Annotated in this window: 15 protein-coding genes and 1 tRNA gene; 14 read left to right on the top strand and 2 right to left on the bottom strand. The window is 44.1% G+C overall.

The genetic code is table 11. The features are described from left to right. Positions 1–60 precede the first annotated feature (60 nt). Entirely contained in the window at positions 61–1,263 is a 1,203-nt protein-coding gene (ahbC, locus tag V7O62_RS13370) for a 12,18-didecarboxysiroheme deacetylase (RefSeq protein WP_406656836.1), read from the top strand. 242 nt (positions 1,264–1,505) lie between these two features. Here ahbC and V7O62_RS13375 read toward each other — a convergent pair whose 3' ends face one another. Continuing rightward, on the bottom strand, positions 1,506–1,856 hold the full coding sequence (locus tag V7O62_RS13375; protein WP_406656837.1) for a desulfoferrodoxin family protein: 351 nt from the start codon (positions 1,854–1,856) through the stop codon (positions 1,506–1,508). A gap of 23 nt (positions 1,857–1,879) precedes the next feature. Then, on the bottom strand, positions 1,880–2,389 hold the full coding sequence (locus V7O62_RS13380) for a ferritin (protein ID WP_406656838.1): 510 nt from the start codon (positions 2,387–2,389) through the stop codon (positions 1,880–1,882). A gap of 712 nt (positions 2,390–3,101) precedes the next feature. Here V7O62_RS13380 and V7O62_RS13385 point away from each other — a divergent pair. The 13 genes from V7O62_RS13385 (at position 3,102) to V7O62_RS13445 (ending at position 14,816) form a co-directional block, all read left to right on the top strand. Next, positions 3,102–5,693, top strand: coding sequence for a valine--tRNA ligase (locus V7O62_RS13385; protein WP_406656839.1), 2,592 nt, complete (start codon positions 3,102–3,104; stop codon positions 5,691–5,693). Positions 5,694–5,808: 115 nt separating this feature from the next. Next, on the top strand, positions 5,809–6,291 hold the full coding sequence (locus tag V7O62_RS13390) for an RNA-binding protein (RefSeq protein ID WP_406656840.1): 483 nt from the start codon (positions 5,809–5,811) through the stop codon (positions 6,289–6,291). A 132-nt stretch (positions 6,292–6,423) separates the two neighbouring features. Then, positions 6,424–6,804 carry a cell division protein SepF gene (gene sepF / locus V7O62_RS13395; RefSeq protein ID WP_406656841.1) on the top strand — a complete coding sequence of 127 codons (381 nt, stop codon included), beginning with the start codon at positions 6,424–6,426 and terminating at the stop codon, positions 6,802–6,804. Further along, a complete protein-coding gene (locus V7O62_RS13400; protein WP_406656842.1) occupies positions 6,801–7,445 on the top strand; it encodes a ZPR1 zinc finger domain-containing protein in 645 nt (214 codons plus the stop codon). Before sepF ends, V7O62_RS13400 begins: the two co-directional genes overlap by 4 nt. Before the next feature lie 181 nt (positions 7,446–7,626). Further along, positions 7,627–8,352: a redoxin domain-containing protein gene (locus V7O62_RS13405; protein WP_406658306.1), complete on the top strand. Its 726-nt coding sequence runs from the start codon at positions 7,627–7,629 to the stop codon at positions 8,350–8,352. Positions 8,353–8,475: 123 nt separating this feature from the next. Continuing rightward, positions 8,476–9,909, top strand: coding sequence for a proline--tRNA ligase (gene proS, locus V7O62_RS13410; protein ID WP_406656843.1), 1,434 nt, complete (start codon positions 8,476–8,478; stop codon positions 9,907–9,909). 63 nt (positions 9,910–9,972) lie between these two features. Next, positions 9,973–11,049, top strand: coding sequence for a nicotinate mononucleotide-dependent phosphoribosyltransferase CobT (cobT, locus tag V7O62_RS13415; RefSeq protein WP_406656844.1), 1,077 nt, complete (start codon positions 9,973–9,975; stop codon positions 11,047–11,049). Between the two features lie 93 nt (positions 11,050–11,142). Continuing rightward, positions 11,143–11,339, top strand: a tRNA-Trp gene (locus V7O62_RS13420). A 187-nt stretch (positions 11,340–11,526) separates the two neighbouring features. Further along, positions 11,527–12,288, top strand: coding sequence for a response regulator (locus V7O62_RS13425; RefSeq protein WP_406656845.1), 762 nt, complete (start codon positions 11,527–11,529; stop codon positions 12,286–12,288). Positions 12,289–12,669: 381 nt separating this feature from the next. Then, a complete protein-coding gene (locus V7O62_RS13430; RefSeq protein WP_406656846.1) occupies positions 12,670–13,260 on the top strand; it encodes a 50S ribosomal protein L15e in 591 nt (196 codons plus the stop codon). Then, the gene (locus V7O62_RS13435) at positions 13,257–13,712 is read left to right on the top strand and encodes an RNA-binding protein (RefSeq protein ID WP_406656847.1); all 456 of its coding nucleotides are present in this window, start codon (positions 13,257–13,259) and stop codon (positions 13,710–13,712) included. The genes V7O62_RS13430 and V7O62_RS13435 overlap by 4 nt, the downstream gene beginning before the upstream one ends. Continuing rightward, on the top strand, positions 13,705–14,445 hold the full coding sequence (gene rnp3 / locus V7O62_RS13440; protein WP_406656848.1) for a ribonuclease P protein component 3: 741 nt from the start codon (positions 13,705–13,707) through the stop codon (positions 14,443–14,445). The genes V7O62_RS13435 and rnp3 overlap by 8 nt, the downstream gene beginning before the upstream one ends. Next, positions 14,442–14,816 carry an Rpp14/Pop5 family protein gene (locus V7O62_RS13445; protein WP_406656849.1) on the top strand — a complete coding sequence of 125 codons (375 nt, stop codon included), beginning with the start codon at positions 14,442–14,444 and terminating at the stop codon, positions 14,814–14,816. The genes rnp3 and V7O62_RS13445 overlap by 4 nt, the downstream gene beginning before the upstream one ends. Positions 14,817–14,863 lie beyond the last annotated feature (47 nt).

The following is a 14,863-nucleotide window of genomic DNA, read 5'->3' on the forward strand; positions in this document are numbered from 1 at the left end:
GGTGGTCGCATACCACTTACCATAATCATTTTTGTTATTTCAATTCAGGGAGCACTCATCATGATAGGTATTTCAAAATTATATTGCAGAACCGTAGAGCCTTCTGATGCATTGCGCTACGGGCGTGATTCAAAAAGGCTTCCTTCCCATCTGCTCCAGTTCTCCAAAGATAAGAAACCTGTTGTCGTATGGAATGTGACCCAGCGTTGTAACCTGCGCTGCGTTCACTGTTATGCTCATTCAAAAGACATTGAGTATAAGAATGAGCTGACAACTGAGCAGGGAAAGGAGCTCATAGACGATCTTGCTGAATTCGGTACCCCTGTTATTCTTTTCTCAGGAGGGGAACCCTTAATGCGCAAGGACCTTCCTGAACTTGCTGCATACGCAACTTCAAAAGGCATCCGTGCTGTCATTTCCACAAACGGCACAATGATCACGGAGCAAAAAGCCCGTGAGCTCAAAGAAATCGGTCTTTCGTATGTGGGAATATCCCTGGATGGTATGAGGGAAACTAATGATAAGTTCAGGGGCCTGGAAGGATCTTTTGACAAAGCTTTGCAGGGAGTGCGCAATTGCCAGGCCGCAGGCATCAAGGTCGGACTTCGTTTCACGATTAACCGTCACAATGTAAATGATATTCCTGCTATCTTCGACTTGCTCGAAGAAGAAAATATTCCCCGAATATGTTTCTATCATCTGGTTTACTCGGGCAGGGGTTCCGAAATGAGGAATGAGGATCTTTCCCTGGAAGAATCACGGAAGACAGTTGATATGTTACTGGAAAGAACAGGACAGCTTCATGCCAGGGGTAAAAAGGTTGAGGTTCTCACAGTTGACAACCATTGTGATGGCCCGTATATCTATTTGCGTCTTTTAGAAGAGGATCCGGAACGTGCGGCAGAGGTCCTTGAACTGCTCCAGATGAACCGTGGTAACTCCACTGGTATAGGCATAGGGTGTGTTTCATGGGATGGTTCCGTCCATCCTGACCAGTTCTGGAGACATTACAGCTTTGGCAACATTAAGGAGCGCAAGTTCAGTGAGATATGGACTGATATGTCTGATCCGCTTATGGCAGGCCTTAAAGATCGTAAACCTCTCATCAAGGCCAATGCTGACAGATGTGCAAAATGTAAATGGTTCGATGTCTGCAATGGTAACTTCCGTGTGCGAGCAGAAGCTGTGCATGATAACGTATGGGCCGATGACCCTGCATGTTACCTGACCGATGAAGAGATCGGCTACTTTGAAAGCGAATAATTCTTTATTCGTTATCTCCTTTTTTAAGTATCACATAAATGGTGCCATGTAACTGAGATATACATATGTCAGTGTACCGGCTATAATAGCAAGCAATGTTAGCTTCATGGCGAGCTGTACCAGCATTTAGTTCACCTTCCAGTTGATGTTTTTATTTTATGTATGGTATATTATATTAATACTGGTATGTCCACCTATAAAAGAGATATGGCAAAAATCGTGCCATATTAAAAAGAGCCTGTTTAAACTTCAATACAGTTTTGCCATACGCCGTGTATGTTGCAGTATTCAAGTGCACAGAATGCCTTGAAATCATCGATATTGTTCACATGGAAAGTTGCGATGGGATCGGTGTGAACAGGTTCGAAGTTCATCCTTCCGAAATCAACAGTTCTACCTTCCTTTGTAATACCATAGAGTTCTACCCACTCTATGTGATGTTCAACGGTATTGGGGTGTGGTACTTCTTTTCCCACGATCACACGTACAAAGTCAGCCTTTGCCTGCCCGTGTCCCCTGATTATCTCTATTTCAGGAACATGTTTCTCTTTTCCCTCTACTTCTTTTCCTTTGAGTATTTCTCCGAAATTCATCTTCTTACCTCTTTAAAAATCTATTATTCTCCAGAAGGTTCGGCGAATTTTCTTGCTGCCATGTCCCTGTCGAGCATGAAAAGACCGTTACCTTCATTGCCTACCATTTTCAACTTTGCTATGATCTCGTTATCATTGGCTTCCTCTTCTATCTGCTCGGTTACGAACCACTGGAGGAAAATCTGGGTAGCGTAATCTTTTTCCTCGTTAGCAAGGTCTACAAGTCCGTGGATTGATTTTGTGATAAATTGTTCATGCCCAAGGGTAGCTTCGAACATGTCAAGGATAGTTCCGAATTCTGATGGTGGTTTCTCGATAGCTTCGAGCCTTACCTTTTCTCCCTGTTCATTAAGGTAATCGTATATCTTCATTGCATGTGTCATTTCTTCCTGGTATTGTACCATGAACCAGTTTGCAAAACCGTCCAGTCCGACATTAGTGCAGTGGGCGGACATTGACATGTAAAGATATGCCGAATACATCTCCTTATTGATCTGTTCATTCAAAGCTTCGGTCATTTTTTTGCTTAACATCTCTATAACTCCTCTGAAACTACAACTGGTGGTAAATCATTCTATAATTTTATTGCTTGCTATCTGTAAGGGTTTAAGCAATAGTTTTCATTTCTTTTCCGGAAACAAATCGTATGATGGTGGAATGTATATATTTCCAGTATTTTCTACGACCTAAGTCCTGAATACCCCTTCCTACACTTGGATAGATTTGCATAAAGTGTTTTCGGTATCTGACTTTATTGTAGAAGTTCTAATTCTTCGTATGTAATCGATTATTTAGTGTCGGGTTCGTAAAGTTAATATAGAATTGTGTAAAACCCAAAACATGGGCATAATGCCTGTCAGGGGCAGGGCTATCATAGCTTAAATGTCAGTATCTGTTTGCCATCCAATTCAGCATGCTTCATTCGTACACCAATTGCTTGCTATTGACTCCTCCGGGATGTAAAGTCCTCAGGAGTGGTTAAATGCTGTACCGCCTGCCCCTCTCTTTCATGCAGGCATTTGATCGGCTCAGGTGAAATTTACTCTGTTTTTTCGAAGAACTTTCCGGAGAATAAACAGAAAATTCCGGAACATTCCAAAGTGAGTAAATTTCAACTTCATATCTCCTACTCTTGGTATCCTGCTAGCTAAATGATTGCTAGCATGCAACCATATGTTTAAATAATCTTAGACCACTGTAAGATAAAAAATACTATCACAATATAATATTTATCGGAGAGTTCTAATGACGGTTCCCAAAGAATATATTCCCCATGAGATTGAGCCAAAATGGAAAAAAGCATGGGATATGTCGATGTATCATTTCGACTGGAATGAAGGTACCAGGCCCCAATACATTATTGACACCCCTCCTCCATATCCAACCGGCAATTTCCATATTGGAAACTCACTTAACTGGTGTTACATTGATTTTGTCGCACGCTATAAGAGAATGTGTGGATACAATGTTATGTTTCCCCAGGGCTGGGACTGTCACGGTCTTCCCACCGAGGTAAAGGTGGAGGAGATTCATGGCATAACCAAGAACGAAGTCCCACGAGAAGAATTCAGGCAGATGTGCCGGGAACTTACTCATGACAATATCGAGAAAATGAGGGAAACAATGCTGAACCTCGGTTTCTCTACTGACTGGAGTAATGAATTTGTCACTATGGAACCGGCATACTATTCCAAGACCCAGAGGTCTTTCAGGAAAATGTATGACATGGGTCGTGTGTATCAGGCAGAACATCCGGTCAACTGGTGCCCACGATGTGAAACTGCTATTGCCTTTGCAGAGGTTGAATATGAGGCAAGGGATACTAAGCTTAATTTCCTGAATTTTGATACACTTAAGATCGCTACCACAAGACCGGAACTTCTTGCTGCATGTGTGGCTGTTGCCATCAACCCTGAGGACGAGCGCTACAACGAACATGTGGGAGGTAATGTAAAGGTCCCTATTTTCGGACATGATGTCCCGGTAATTGCTGATAAGGACGTTGATCCTGCATTTGGTACCGGTGTGGTCATGATCTGTACCTTCGGTGACAAGCAGGATGTCCGCTGGTGGATGGAGCATGAACTTCCTCTTCGTAAGGCAATTGATAAGAACGGTCTTATGACTTCCATTGCAGGAAAGTACAAGGGAATGACAATTCCTGAATGTAAGAATGCTATAATTGAAGATCTCAGGACAGAGGGCTATCTTTTCGAACAAAAGACCCTTGACCAGAACGTGGGCATGTGCTGGCGCTGTGATACACCCATCGAGATACTTTCCGAGCGTCAGTGGTTTGTTAAAATTGATACCGATGCTGTTGCAAAGGCCGCGGATGAGATCAAATGGCTTCCACAATACATGAAAGTAAGGCTGGAAAACTGGATCGGAACAATGGAATGGGACTGGTGCATCTCTCGCCAGAGGCTGTTCGCTACCCCTATCCCTGTATGGTATTGTAAGGAATGTGGTGAGGTGCTGGTGGCAAAGGAAGAATGGATGCCTATAGACCCGACAATGGAACAGCCTCCTGAAGCCTGTAGCTGTGGCTGCACCGAATTCGAAGCCGAGGAAGATGTACTGGACACCTGGATGGATTCCTCCATTACTGCACTGCATGTATCCGGCTGGCTCTCGGATCATGATATGAGGCTTCCGACCCAATTGCGTCCGCAGGGTCATGATATCATTCGTACGTGGGCATTCTATACCATATTACGTTCCATGGCAATTACGGGAAAAAGGCCGTGGGATTCGATTCTTGTTAATGGTATGGTCCTGGGTGAGGACGGCCATAAGATGAGCAAGTCCTTGGGTAATGTCATTTCTCCCGAGGAAGTAATTAAGGATTACAGTGCCGATGCGTTCAGGCAGTGGGCAGCAATAGGCGGTTCCCCAGGTTCCGACGTTATGTTCAGGTGGAAGGATGTCGTTTCAGCATCAAGGTTCTTCACCAAAACATGGAGTATCTATAGGTTCTCAATGTCTCATCTGGAGGACTATGAGCATACTGAAATGGACACAGAAGATCTGAAAGTAATCGACAGGTGGCTTCTGAGCCATCTTCACAGGTTGATAAAGTCAGTAACTGACAGCATGGATGCATATCAGTTCGACGAAGCTTTTAAGGCAATACGCGGCTTCACATGGGATGTCCTTGCAGACAACTACATTGAGATTGTTAAGTCCCGTCTTTACGGCGATGACGAAGAAGCAAAAATGGCTGCAAAGTACACTCTCTTTGTTACTATTGATTCTCTTTCAAAGCTACTTGCTCCCTTTGCCCCTTTCTTCTCCGAGGAGATGTTCTCAAGGTTAGGTGAGGGAAGTGTGCATGTTAAATCATGGCCTTCTGCCAGGGAGGAATTGATTGACCCGGACATTGAAAGTTCCGGTGAGTTCATCAAAGAGGTTGCAAGCAGTGTCAGAAGGTACAAATCTGAGAATGGTATGGCATTGAATAAGCCTCTTGAGAAGATAGAGATATATGGTATTACCACGGACACAAGCGACCTGACGGGTGTAACAAATTCGCCTATCGAAATGATAGAAGGTGAACCGGATTTTGAACATGTGCCAGTAAGCGTAAAGCCTAGTATGGGAAAGATCGGTCCTCTTTTCAGGGGAAAGGCAAAATCTATCATCAATGCCCTGCTGGATGAAAATCCCAAAAAGATTGCAGATGAGGTATCAAACGGTAAGATCACCATTACAGTTGACGGCGAACTTATCGAGCTTGAGCCCGACTATGTGGAAATCGAGAAAGAAGTTGTTTCAGCAGGAAGATCAGTGGATGTTCTTGATGTCAGTGGAGTTCCTGTTGTAATTGTAAGATGATGCATTAAGTGGAGGTGGCCGGATGGTTGTATAAGCATACATCAATCCGCGCAACCTTTAAGAGTCACCCCATCATAATCAAATTCAGTTACACTATTCTATTTCAGGTGATCAGTTGAAAGTGAAATCCAGGGTTCAGATCAGGAAATCAGATAAGATTAAGCTACTGAAGGAACTAAAATCCTCATTTGGTGATGTCGTTGATACGTTCTCTGACAGGAAATTTGAAACGGCGATTGCTGATGATATTCCTATTGTGATGATAGAAGGAGACGTGCTTCTTTTCAAGACAGGAGATGTTTATTTTCCGACTGTGAAGGGAGTACTCCAGCTTGGCCTGAAGAAGAATGTTGTTGTAGTGGATGCCGGAGCCGTGCGCTTTGTCGTCAATGGTGCTGATGTAATGTGTCCCGGTATAGTATCTGCGGATGATGATATTGGAGCCGGTGACCCGGTTATAATTACAGAGGAAACACATGGTAAACCCCTTGCTGTAGGTACTGCTTTGATTCCTGGTCCCCAGATGAAAGCGAGTTCCGGAAAGGCGATAAAGTCTGTCCATTACGTAGGTGACAAGTTATGGAACCTTGACATCTGAAAGAAATGATTAATATACAATGACAGGAAATATAATTAAAAGCAACAGTCTGAAGCATCTGTCCAGTAACAATTTAAGTAGTATCGATATTATTAATAAGCATCAATGTTTTTGAATACATGAGGGCGCATTATGGCAAAGATCATGAATAAGATATTTGGTGGCAGTGCCAAAACCACAACTGTTGAGGATGAATATACGGAACTCGATCTTACCAAGTATGAAGAAGTGCTTGATGAAGAGCCTGCAGAGACCTATATTCGGGTGGCTGAGCTGACCAATCTGAATGAGCTGACCGCACTAAAAAGAGAGATATACGACGGTAATATTGTAATGATCGACATCTCAAACATTAAGGCGGATAAACTCCTGCTTGACCGTGCATTAAAGGATCTTAAGGATGTAGTAGTTGATGTTCACGGCGACATTGCAGGAATTAAAGATGACCAGGTGCTCGTAACACCATCCGGCATAAAGATCGACAGATCAAAGATTCTTGGTGGAAGATATTGAGTGAAGAAAGCTCCTGCCATAATTTTGTAACTGCCACTTCCTGTCCGCTTTGTCATGAAGAATTGATCATCAACTGGCAGGGTGATGATATTCCTTATTTTGGCGAGGTAATGCATATTACCGCAAGGTGTGACTGCAGTTTTAGATTTGCCGATACTATTATCCTGGCTCAGCGCGATCCGGTGAGATATGAGCTAAAGATCGAAAATTCTGAAGACCTCCACAGCAGAGTTGTTCGTTCCACCTCTGGAACTATACGTATACCTGAGTTGGGTATTGATGTGGAGCCTGGCTCGATATCCGAGTCTTACGTTACAAACATTGAAGGTGTACTGGACAGGATACTCAATGTGGTGATCACTGCTACCAAATGGTCAAAAGAAGACGCTGATGAAGAGAAATATTCTAAAGGACTTGAAATCCAGCAGGCTCTCAGGGATGCTATGGAAGGTAAAAAAGAGCTTACTGTGATTATGGAAGATCCTCTGGGGAATAGTGCTATCATATCTGATAAGGCCTTTTCCAGGGAACTGACACCGCAGGAAGCCTCCGAGCTCAAGACTGGAATGATTGTTTTCGACACATCTTCTTCCGATATGGAAGTCGATGCATGTGATTCTGATCATTCTGTCACCAATTGAAGCTTTTTCCTTTTCTCATACTTCTTTTAGTTTTTTCAATATCTTTTTTGATATTCGGAAGCAGTTTTCAGCAAGGCTCCGAAACCTTAAATAGCTTGCAATCTGATACCAAAATGGTATTAATTTTAATGAACTGTGGGAGGACTCAGATTTGCAAGAGGAAGATCGCCATCAGGTAAAAATACCCCTGATAGGGGACGATGCACCTTCTTTCAGAGCCAAGACTACTTTGGGTGTGATCGATTTCCCGGACGATTATAAGGGGAAGTGGCTTATATTTTTCAGCCATCCCGGTGATTTCACTCCCGTCTGTACAACAGAGTTCATAAGGTTTGCGACCATGAAGAAAGAATTTGCTGAACTTAATACCGAGCTTCTGGGGCTTTCAGTAGACAGTAATCAGTCTCATATAGCCTGGCTTGAAGCTATCCGGGAAAAGGTGGAATATAAGGGGTTAAAAAATGTTGATGTAATGTTCCCCATAATTGAGGATCTGAGTCTGGAAGTTGCAAGAAAGTATGGTATGATTCATCCTCACTCTCATTATACTCCTGAAGAAGTGCTTGAGAGATTTGAGCGTTCCGGGGGAAAATTAAGATTGCAGGAATTCAGTACTGAAACGGTCCGCGCAACATTCATCATTGACCCGCAGGCAAAAATACGTGCGATGCTGTACTATCCGTTTTCCAATGGCAGGAACCTGGATGAAATTAAAAGGCTGCTTATGGCTATACAGAAATCAGATCGTGAGCATGTCTTCACTCCCGAGGGCTGGCATCCGGGTGAGGATGTGATCGTTCCCAATCCACCCACATGGGATGAAGCAAAGGAGCTGATGAACAGCTCGGAGAAGCTCAAAAAATGTGGGACCTGGTTTTTGTGCCTGAAAGAGGATAAGCAGGAATAACTTTTACACATTTTCTATTGGCCTATGCTGCAGGCATTTTCTCTTTGAAGTTCCGAAGGAAATGCCTATAAGCAATGTACTTGTTTATGTAGCCAAAATCAAGTGATCATAATAGGTGACTACATGGCAGAACAAGAGAAAGAGGCTGCACTTCCTTCAAAGGAAAGTTTCAGCGAATGGTATAATGACATCCTGCAGAAAGGCGAAATAATGGATGTCCGTTATCCTGTTAAGGGATTGTATGTATGGTATCCATTTGGTTTCAACCTCAGGCGAAACGTTTATGATATTATGAGAAAACTGCTTGACAAAGATCACCAGGAGACACTTTTTCCTCTTTTAATCCCGGAAAATGAGTTCATGAAAGAGGCTGAGCATATCAAAGGTTTTGAGGATGAAGTGTACTGGGTAACTCACGGAGGCGTCTCCCCACTTGACGTTAAACTTGCACTGCGCCCGACAAGTGAAACTGCTATTTATCCGATGTACAAGTTGTGGGTTCGCTCTCATGCCGACCTGCCTCTCAAGCTGTACCAGATAGTCAATACTTTCAGGTACGAGACCAAGCATACACGTCCTCTCATCCGGCTACGTGAGATCACTTCTTTCAAGGAGGCGCATACTGTCCATGCCACCTGGGAAGATGCGGCAGCCCAGGTTGATGAGGCTATCAGGCTCTACACGGAATTCTATCGCAAGCTTGCTATTCCTGTTCTTCCTTCAAAGAGGCCTGACTGGGATAAGTTCCCTGGAGCGGACTATACAATAGCTACCGATGCACTCATGCCGGATGGCAAGACTCTTCAGGTCGGTACTGCCCACCATCTGGGGGACAATTTTGCCAAGACTTTTGATATCCAGTATGAGGACTCTGAAGGTGAACAGGTCTATGTCCATCAGACCTGCTATGGTGTCTCTGAGCGCTCAGTTGCAGCATTAATTTCTATACATGGAGATGAAAAGGGACTTGTGATGCCGCCGGAAGTAGCTCCTGTGCAGGTTGTGATTATTCCTATTGTCTTCAAGAAAGCTGAAGATGTTCTGCAGGCCTGCGAAGAAGTAAAGGAGAAACTGGAAGCTGTAGGCATACGTGTCAAGCTGGATGCAAGTGACAACCGTCCGGGTGCCAAATACTACAAATGGGAAATGAAAGGTGTTCCCGTAAGATTGGAAATCGGCCCAAGGGACCTTAAGAACAATGCAGCTATGCTGGCGCGCCGCGACACTGGAGAAAAGCAGCAGGTATCTCTTGATAATATTGAGGACGAGGTCCTTTCCATGTTCTCTGTTATACAGGACAGTCTTTATGAGAAAGCAAAGCAGGAAGTTGACAGGCGCATACTTGATTGCATGAGTCTTGACGAGGTCAAGAAGAACATTACAACAGGTATTGCTAAAGTATTCTGGTGTGGCGAAAAAGACTGCGGACTCAAATTGGAAGATGAGGTCGGTGCGGGCATCCTGGGTATACCTACTTCACAGGAATGCTGTCAGGGTAAATGCGTCGTGTGCGGTGCGGATGCAGGTACAATGGTGTATGTTGCGAGAACCTATTGATTCTTCGCATACTCTGTCTGGAAAATAACATATACACCCTCGAAAATAGGTACGTTGATAATTATGGACTCCCTATCCCCCGAAAATGCCAGTTTGCCTGAAAGGCCGTTGTTCGTATGTGTTCTTGCCAACACTGCAACTGCCTATGTAGAGGGCCTTTCCGCAGCAGGAAAAACCGCAAAACTTACAGACTATACTCCTGCGGGAGATGCGGAGGTTTTGTACAAAGGTACAATCATCGATATTCCTATCCTGCCAATGACTCCTCCCTATGACACGCCCACCCCTGCACTCATTACAAGGGCTGCTCTGCAGTTAACAGGTGTACCTCACATAACGGTGAATGCCGGTCTGAGAGTCCTGCCTTCAAAAGAGGTTCCTCTTGTAGATATAGGTGGCAAACCAGGTGAGGATATTCGCGGTCCTGTTGCAGTCAGGGATGTTGAGACTGCTTTCAATAACGCATTCAAGCTAGGGCAGGAACTTGCTGAAAAACATGACTTCATAATGATTGGTGAGAGTATACCGGCTGGCACAACAACTGCCAACGCCGTATTGCAATCACTCGGCTATGATGGGAATGTGAGCAGCAGCTCATCTTCAAATCCTCTTTCGCTTAAAAGAGATGTAGTTGAAGCTGCTTTGAAATCCTCGGATATAACATTTGGTTCACTTCGCAATGACCCGTTCAAGGCTATCAGTTGTGTGGGTGATCCGATGATGGTTGCAGTTGCAGGAATCGCTGCAGGTCTTGGAGATACGCGTTTGATACTCGCTGGCGGGACTCAGATGGAATCTATCTACGCTGTTATCAAGCATCTGGGTTATCCGACGGATAATATCATGATTGTGACTACAAGCTATGTTTCAAGTGATGGGTCTGCTAATTTCGGGGACATAGCCAAACAGTTGGGTGCTAGGTGCTATGGTGTGGACCCGTGCTTTGGTGAGTCCTGCTCAGAGGGCCTTAGACAGTATGAACTTGGTTTTGTAAAGGAAGGTGTGGGTGCCGGAGGTGCCATGTACCTTGCCCTCATGTACGGTAAATCCCGGGAGGATATACGCTCGGAAATAGAGGGACTCTGTTCTGAGCTGTGCAAACTTGGAAGTCTTGACCGTGTGAAATGTGAAAAATGCTGATCTGGCAGTCTCGGTGTAAGCCATACTTGGTACCTAGGTACCGCCAAATATATCACAGATAAGATTTATTCAGGGGATACTGCCTGAATTTAAGGGGCTGTGGCCTAGTCCGGCATGGCGACGGGCTCCAGCGGATAAATGATGAACAACGGGTCTACTGAGGCTTATCCGACGGGATTGGCCTGTGAGGAACCGTTGGAGCACTGATAAAGGCTCTTAAAGAAAAATGCTGTGTTTTGCAGCAGTTCGGAGAGACCCGTCGATCGTGAGTTCAAATCTCACCAGCCCCATTTTGTTTCTTTATTCAGACTTATTGTTATCATTTGCCTAAAATTTTATATGCTGACAGTCCTAATATCTAGTATAGGACATATGTTTTTGTCAGGAAAGTAAATGCAGGAATGATTGAATAACCATCATATTTATATTGAGACGCATTTATTAATCTGAAATGTGCAGTAAAATGGAGTATGGTGCATGCAGAAAAGGGACAAAGTACTCATAGTTGATGATGAACAGGCCATAGTAGAACTAATGGGGCTCTATCTGAAATCGGATTATGAGGTTATAAATGCTTATAATGGTGGAGAAGCACTTGAAAGGGTGAAAGCTGACAAACCTGATCTAGTCCTTCTTGATGTGATGATGCCTGACATGAATGGGTATGAAGTCTGCAGAATCCTGAAAACTTCCGTTGAAACTCAATTCCTTCCTGTGATAATGGTTACTGCATTGTCTGGCAAGGATGACCGTATAAAAGGTATTGAGGTAGGAGCAGATGAGTTCCTTGGTAAACCTGTGAACCGGCTGGAGCTTGTTACAAGGGTAAAGTCACTGCTACGCATAAAACACCTTCAGGACAAGATGCTGGCTGAAAGGAATGATGCAATAAACTATTTCGATGAAGCCGGTTTCATTGCTATTGTAATAGATACGCAGTTGAAGATTAATCTGGTAAATAAAAAAGGCAACCAATCTCTCGGGTATGAAGAATTTGAGTTGATTGGTCAGGATTTCGTAAATACTCTAATTAAAGAGGATATGAGGTCTGATGTAAGGGCTTATCTTGAGGCTGCTGTGGTCGGCTCCAGCCTGCCTGAATATTCCGAACTAGTGGTGGAGTGCAAAGATGGTAGTGAAATTTTGGTTCGCTGGTATGACTCTCTGCTCAAAGATGGCGACGGTAATATAACCGGGGTCATATGTTCCGGTGAGGACCTGAGCATATTCGAAGAATGAATTGTCATAGATTGGAATGATATCCTTCCCATCATTCCTGTTTTGAGGTGTCACTTTTTCTCCTGGCTGTTTTTACTGGACATGTTTCTCATATTGCAGGCAATCCATCCTTACTAAGACTGTCATCAACAGGCCGATGAATGCAACTAAAGTAAAAAGTAGTGTACGAGTTATGCCTGTGGGATAATTAACTCCTATTTTGTTCATTGCATTCGATTTCAAGTCACATATGAAAATGGCCTTGTTTTTTGATGGGCAAAAAAGTTTAAATCATATCAGGTTGGTACTAGTCCTGTTTCATTGTCGGGATCTGTCCCGTGGGAATGTGGCTTTAATAAAAAGCTGAACCGTGAAACAAGAAGATGAAACAAGGTGAATATATTGTCCAAATCATTTTACGGATATATCAAAGATGCATGGAAGAACCCTGGCGATACTTACGTCAGTGAACTTAGATGGGAAAGACTTCAGGAATGGAGAAAGGAAGGATCTGTTACAAAAATCAGACGTCCTACTCGTATCGACCGTGCCCGCTCACTTGGCTACAAGGCAAAGCAGGGTATAGTTGTTGCCCGCGTACAGGTACGCAGGGGTGGCCTCAGAAAGTCCAGGTACATGCGCGGAAGACGTACACACAACATGGGTAAGAACAAGATCACAGCAGGCAAGAGCATCCAGAGGATCGCTGAAGAGCGTGCAGGAAGAAAGTTCCCCAACATGGAAGTACTGAACTCCTACTGGGTAGGAGAAGACGGTAAACTCAAGTGGTACGAAGTTATCCTCGTAGATCCTAACCATCCTGTTATTAAGAGTGACAAGAATCTCAACTGGATATGCAACAGTTCCCACAAGGGACGTGCTCCACGTGGTAAGACCAGTGCAGGCCGCAAGGGCAGAGGTATGATGACACGTGGTACCGGTACTGAGAAGACCCGACCAAGCATCAGGTCACATCAAAACAAGGGCAAGTGATTCATTATATCGACTTGCGTGTGATCTCACACTCAACTGAAGACTTCTCCAGGGTAAGAAAAGCCCTGGATTTCTTTTTACTTAATTCCGCAGGCAAAAAAGAAGAATCAGATATCGATGATGCTGTGGAAATCATTGATGCGGAAGGCCACTATGGCAATCCAATAAGGATCTTCAGTGCACAGGTTTCACGCAAACAGGATTCAAAGGCTCTTGCCTTATTTATCAGGCAGAATATGTCTGATGAGGATGTGGAGCTACTTCGCTCGGAGATGCCGGATCGTCTTGATGATGAGCAGGTATTCTATATGAGATTCGATAAACAGGCAGCTTTTGAGGGACGTGTAAAACTGACGTCATCCTCAGATGCTATTGCAGCCAGGGTGAAGATTGCAACTTATCCTAAGAACCGGTTAAAGGCAGGCGGTATCGTGGAGGAATTGTTTGGCTGAATCCGGATTTTATGACCTTAATGTTTGTCCAGTTACCGGAGACGGCGATAAGGTCGAAGAACTAGTTGCTATTGCAAAACACCTGGGTTACAGTGGAATTGCGATTACATGTCCTGATTCTTCTGAAATTTTAAATGTTCCTGCTAACCTTGCTGGTATCGAGTTGTTTTCAGGCGCTGAAATAAGGATTCAAAAAGCCTCGAAGATGCACAGTATAATTGAAAAATGTCGTAGCAAGGTAGATATCATCGCAGTATGTGGTGGTAGTGAGGGTATTAATCGGGCTGCTGTGGAAAATCCTAAGGTAGACCTTCTGACACATATTAATATTGGCCAGGAAAGTGGATTCAATCATGTACTGGCAAAAGCTGCAAGTGCGAATAAGGTTGCGATTTGTTTCGATCTTGGTGAGCTTATAAAACTCAAGGGAGGTCGGAGGGTATATGCACTCAGCAATTTTCGGAAGAACCTGCAGCTTGTAAGAAAATATGATGTTCCCTTCCTGCTGACGACCAGTCCCAGATCATGTTATGATATGCGTGCTCCCAGGGAAATGGTTGCACTGGCAGCTTTATTTGGTATGTCTCGCGAGGAAGCGATATCAGGTCTTACAACGAATCCTCAATCGATCATTTCCAGAAATCGCCCTCCCAGTGGGTATGTTGGTGAAGGTGTGCAGGTAATCAGAACTGAAATGATTGACGAAGGTCCGGAAGGGGATGATCTCAAATGAAGATTCTCCCTCCGACGTTACGTGCCAAAAAAAGATATCTGGCCTTCGAACTTATTTCTGAGGCTCCTGTCAGAAGGGAAGACCTGATTAGAGAATTGTTTTCAGCTGCCGGATCACTTCTTGGTGATGTCGGTGCAAGTGAGTGCGCTATCAGATTACTTGCCTTTGAAGATTCCAGGGGAATTATTCGCTGTTCTCCCGAAAGAACTGATAATACGCGTGCAGTGCTTGCAACTATTGCGGATGTGAAGGGTACCAGGGCCCTATGTCATGTGCTCGGTATCTCCGGAACTGTCCGGGGTGCGACAAAAAAGTATTTAGCGGGTGTGGATGTATTTAACCCGGAAGAACAGTCACATATAAATGAGTAGAATGCATATTTCAGTTAGTAAGACTACAAGTTACTGTTTACTATTTT

The organism is Methanolobus sp. ZRKC2, from assembly GCF_045291185.1.
Classification (GTDB): Archaea; Halobacteriota; Methanosarcinia; order Methanosarcinales; family Methanosarcinaceae; genus Methanolobus.

Bases quoted from the DNA above. Each gene is read 5' to 3' on its own strand.
- ahbC (WP_406656836.1), top strand. From the start codon at position 61: ATGATAGGTATTTCAAAATTATATTGCAGAACCGTAGAGCCTTCTGAT.
- V7O62_RS13375 (WP_406656837.1), bottom strand. From the start codon at position 1,856: ATGAATTTCGGAGAAATACTCAAAGGAAAAGAAGTAGAGGGAAAAGAG.
- V7O62_RS13380 (WP_406656838.1), bottom strand. From the start codon at position 2,389: ATGTTAAGCAAAAAAATGACCGAAGCTTTGAATGAACAGATCAATAAG.
- V7O62_RS13385 (WP_406656839.1), top strand. From the start codon at position 3,102: ATGACGGTTCCCAAAGAATATATTCCCCATGAGATTGAGCCAAAATGG.
- sepF (WP_406656841.1), top strand. From the start codon at position 6,424: ATGGCAAAGATCATGAATAAGATATTTGGTGGCAGTGCCAAAACCACA.
- proS (WP_406656843.1), top strand. From the start codon at position 8,476: ATGGCAGAACAAGAGAAAGAGGCTGCACTTCCTTCAAAGGAAAGTTTC.
- cobT (WP_406656844.1), top strand. From the start codon at position 9,973: ATGGACTCCCTATCCCCCGAAAATGCCAGTTTGCCTGAAAGGCCGTTG.
- V7O62_RS13425 (WP_406656845.1), top strand. From the start codon at position 11,527: ATGCAGAAAAGGGACAAAGTACTCATAGTTGATGATGAACAGGCCATA.
- V7O62_RS13445 (WP_406656849.1), top strand. From the start codon at position 14,442: ATGAAGATTCTCCCTCCGACGTTACGTGCCAAAAAAAGATATCTGGCC.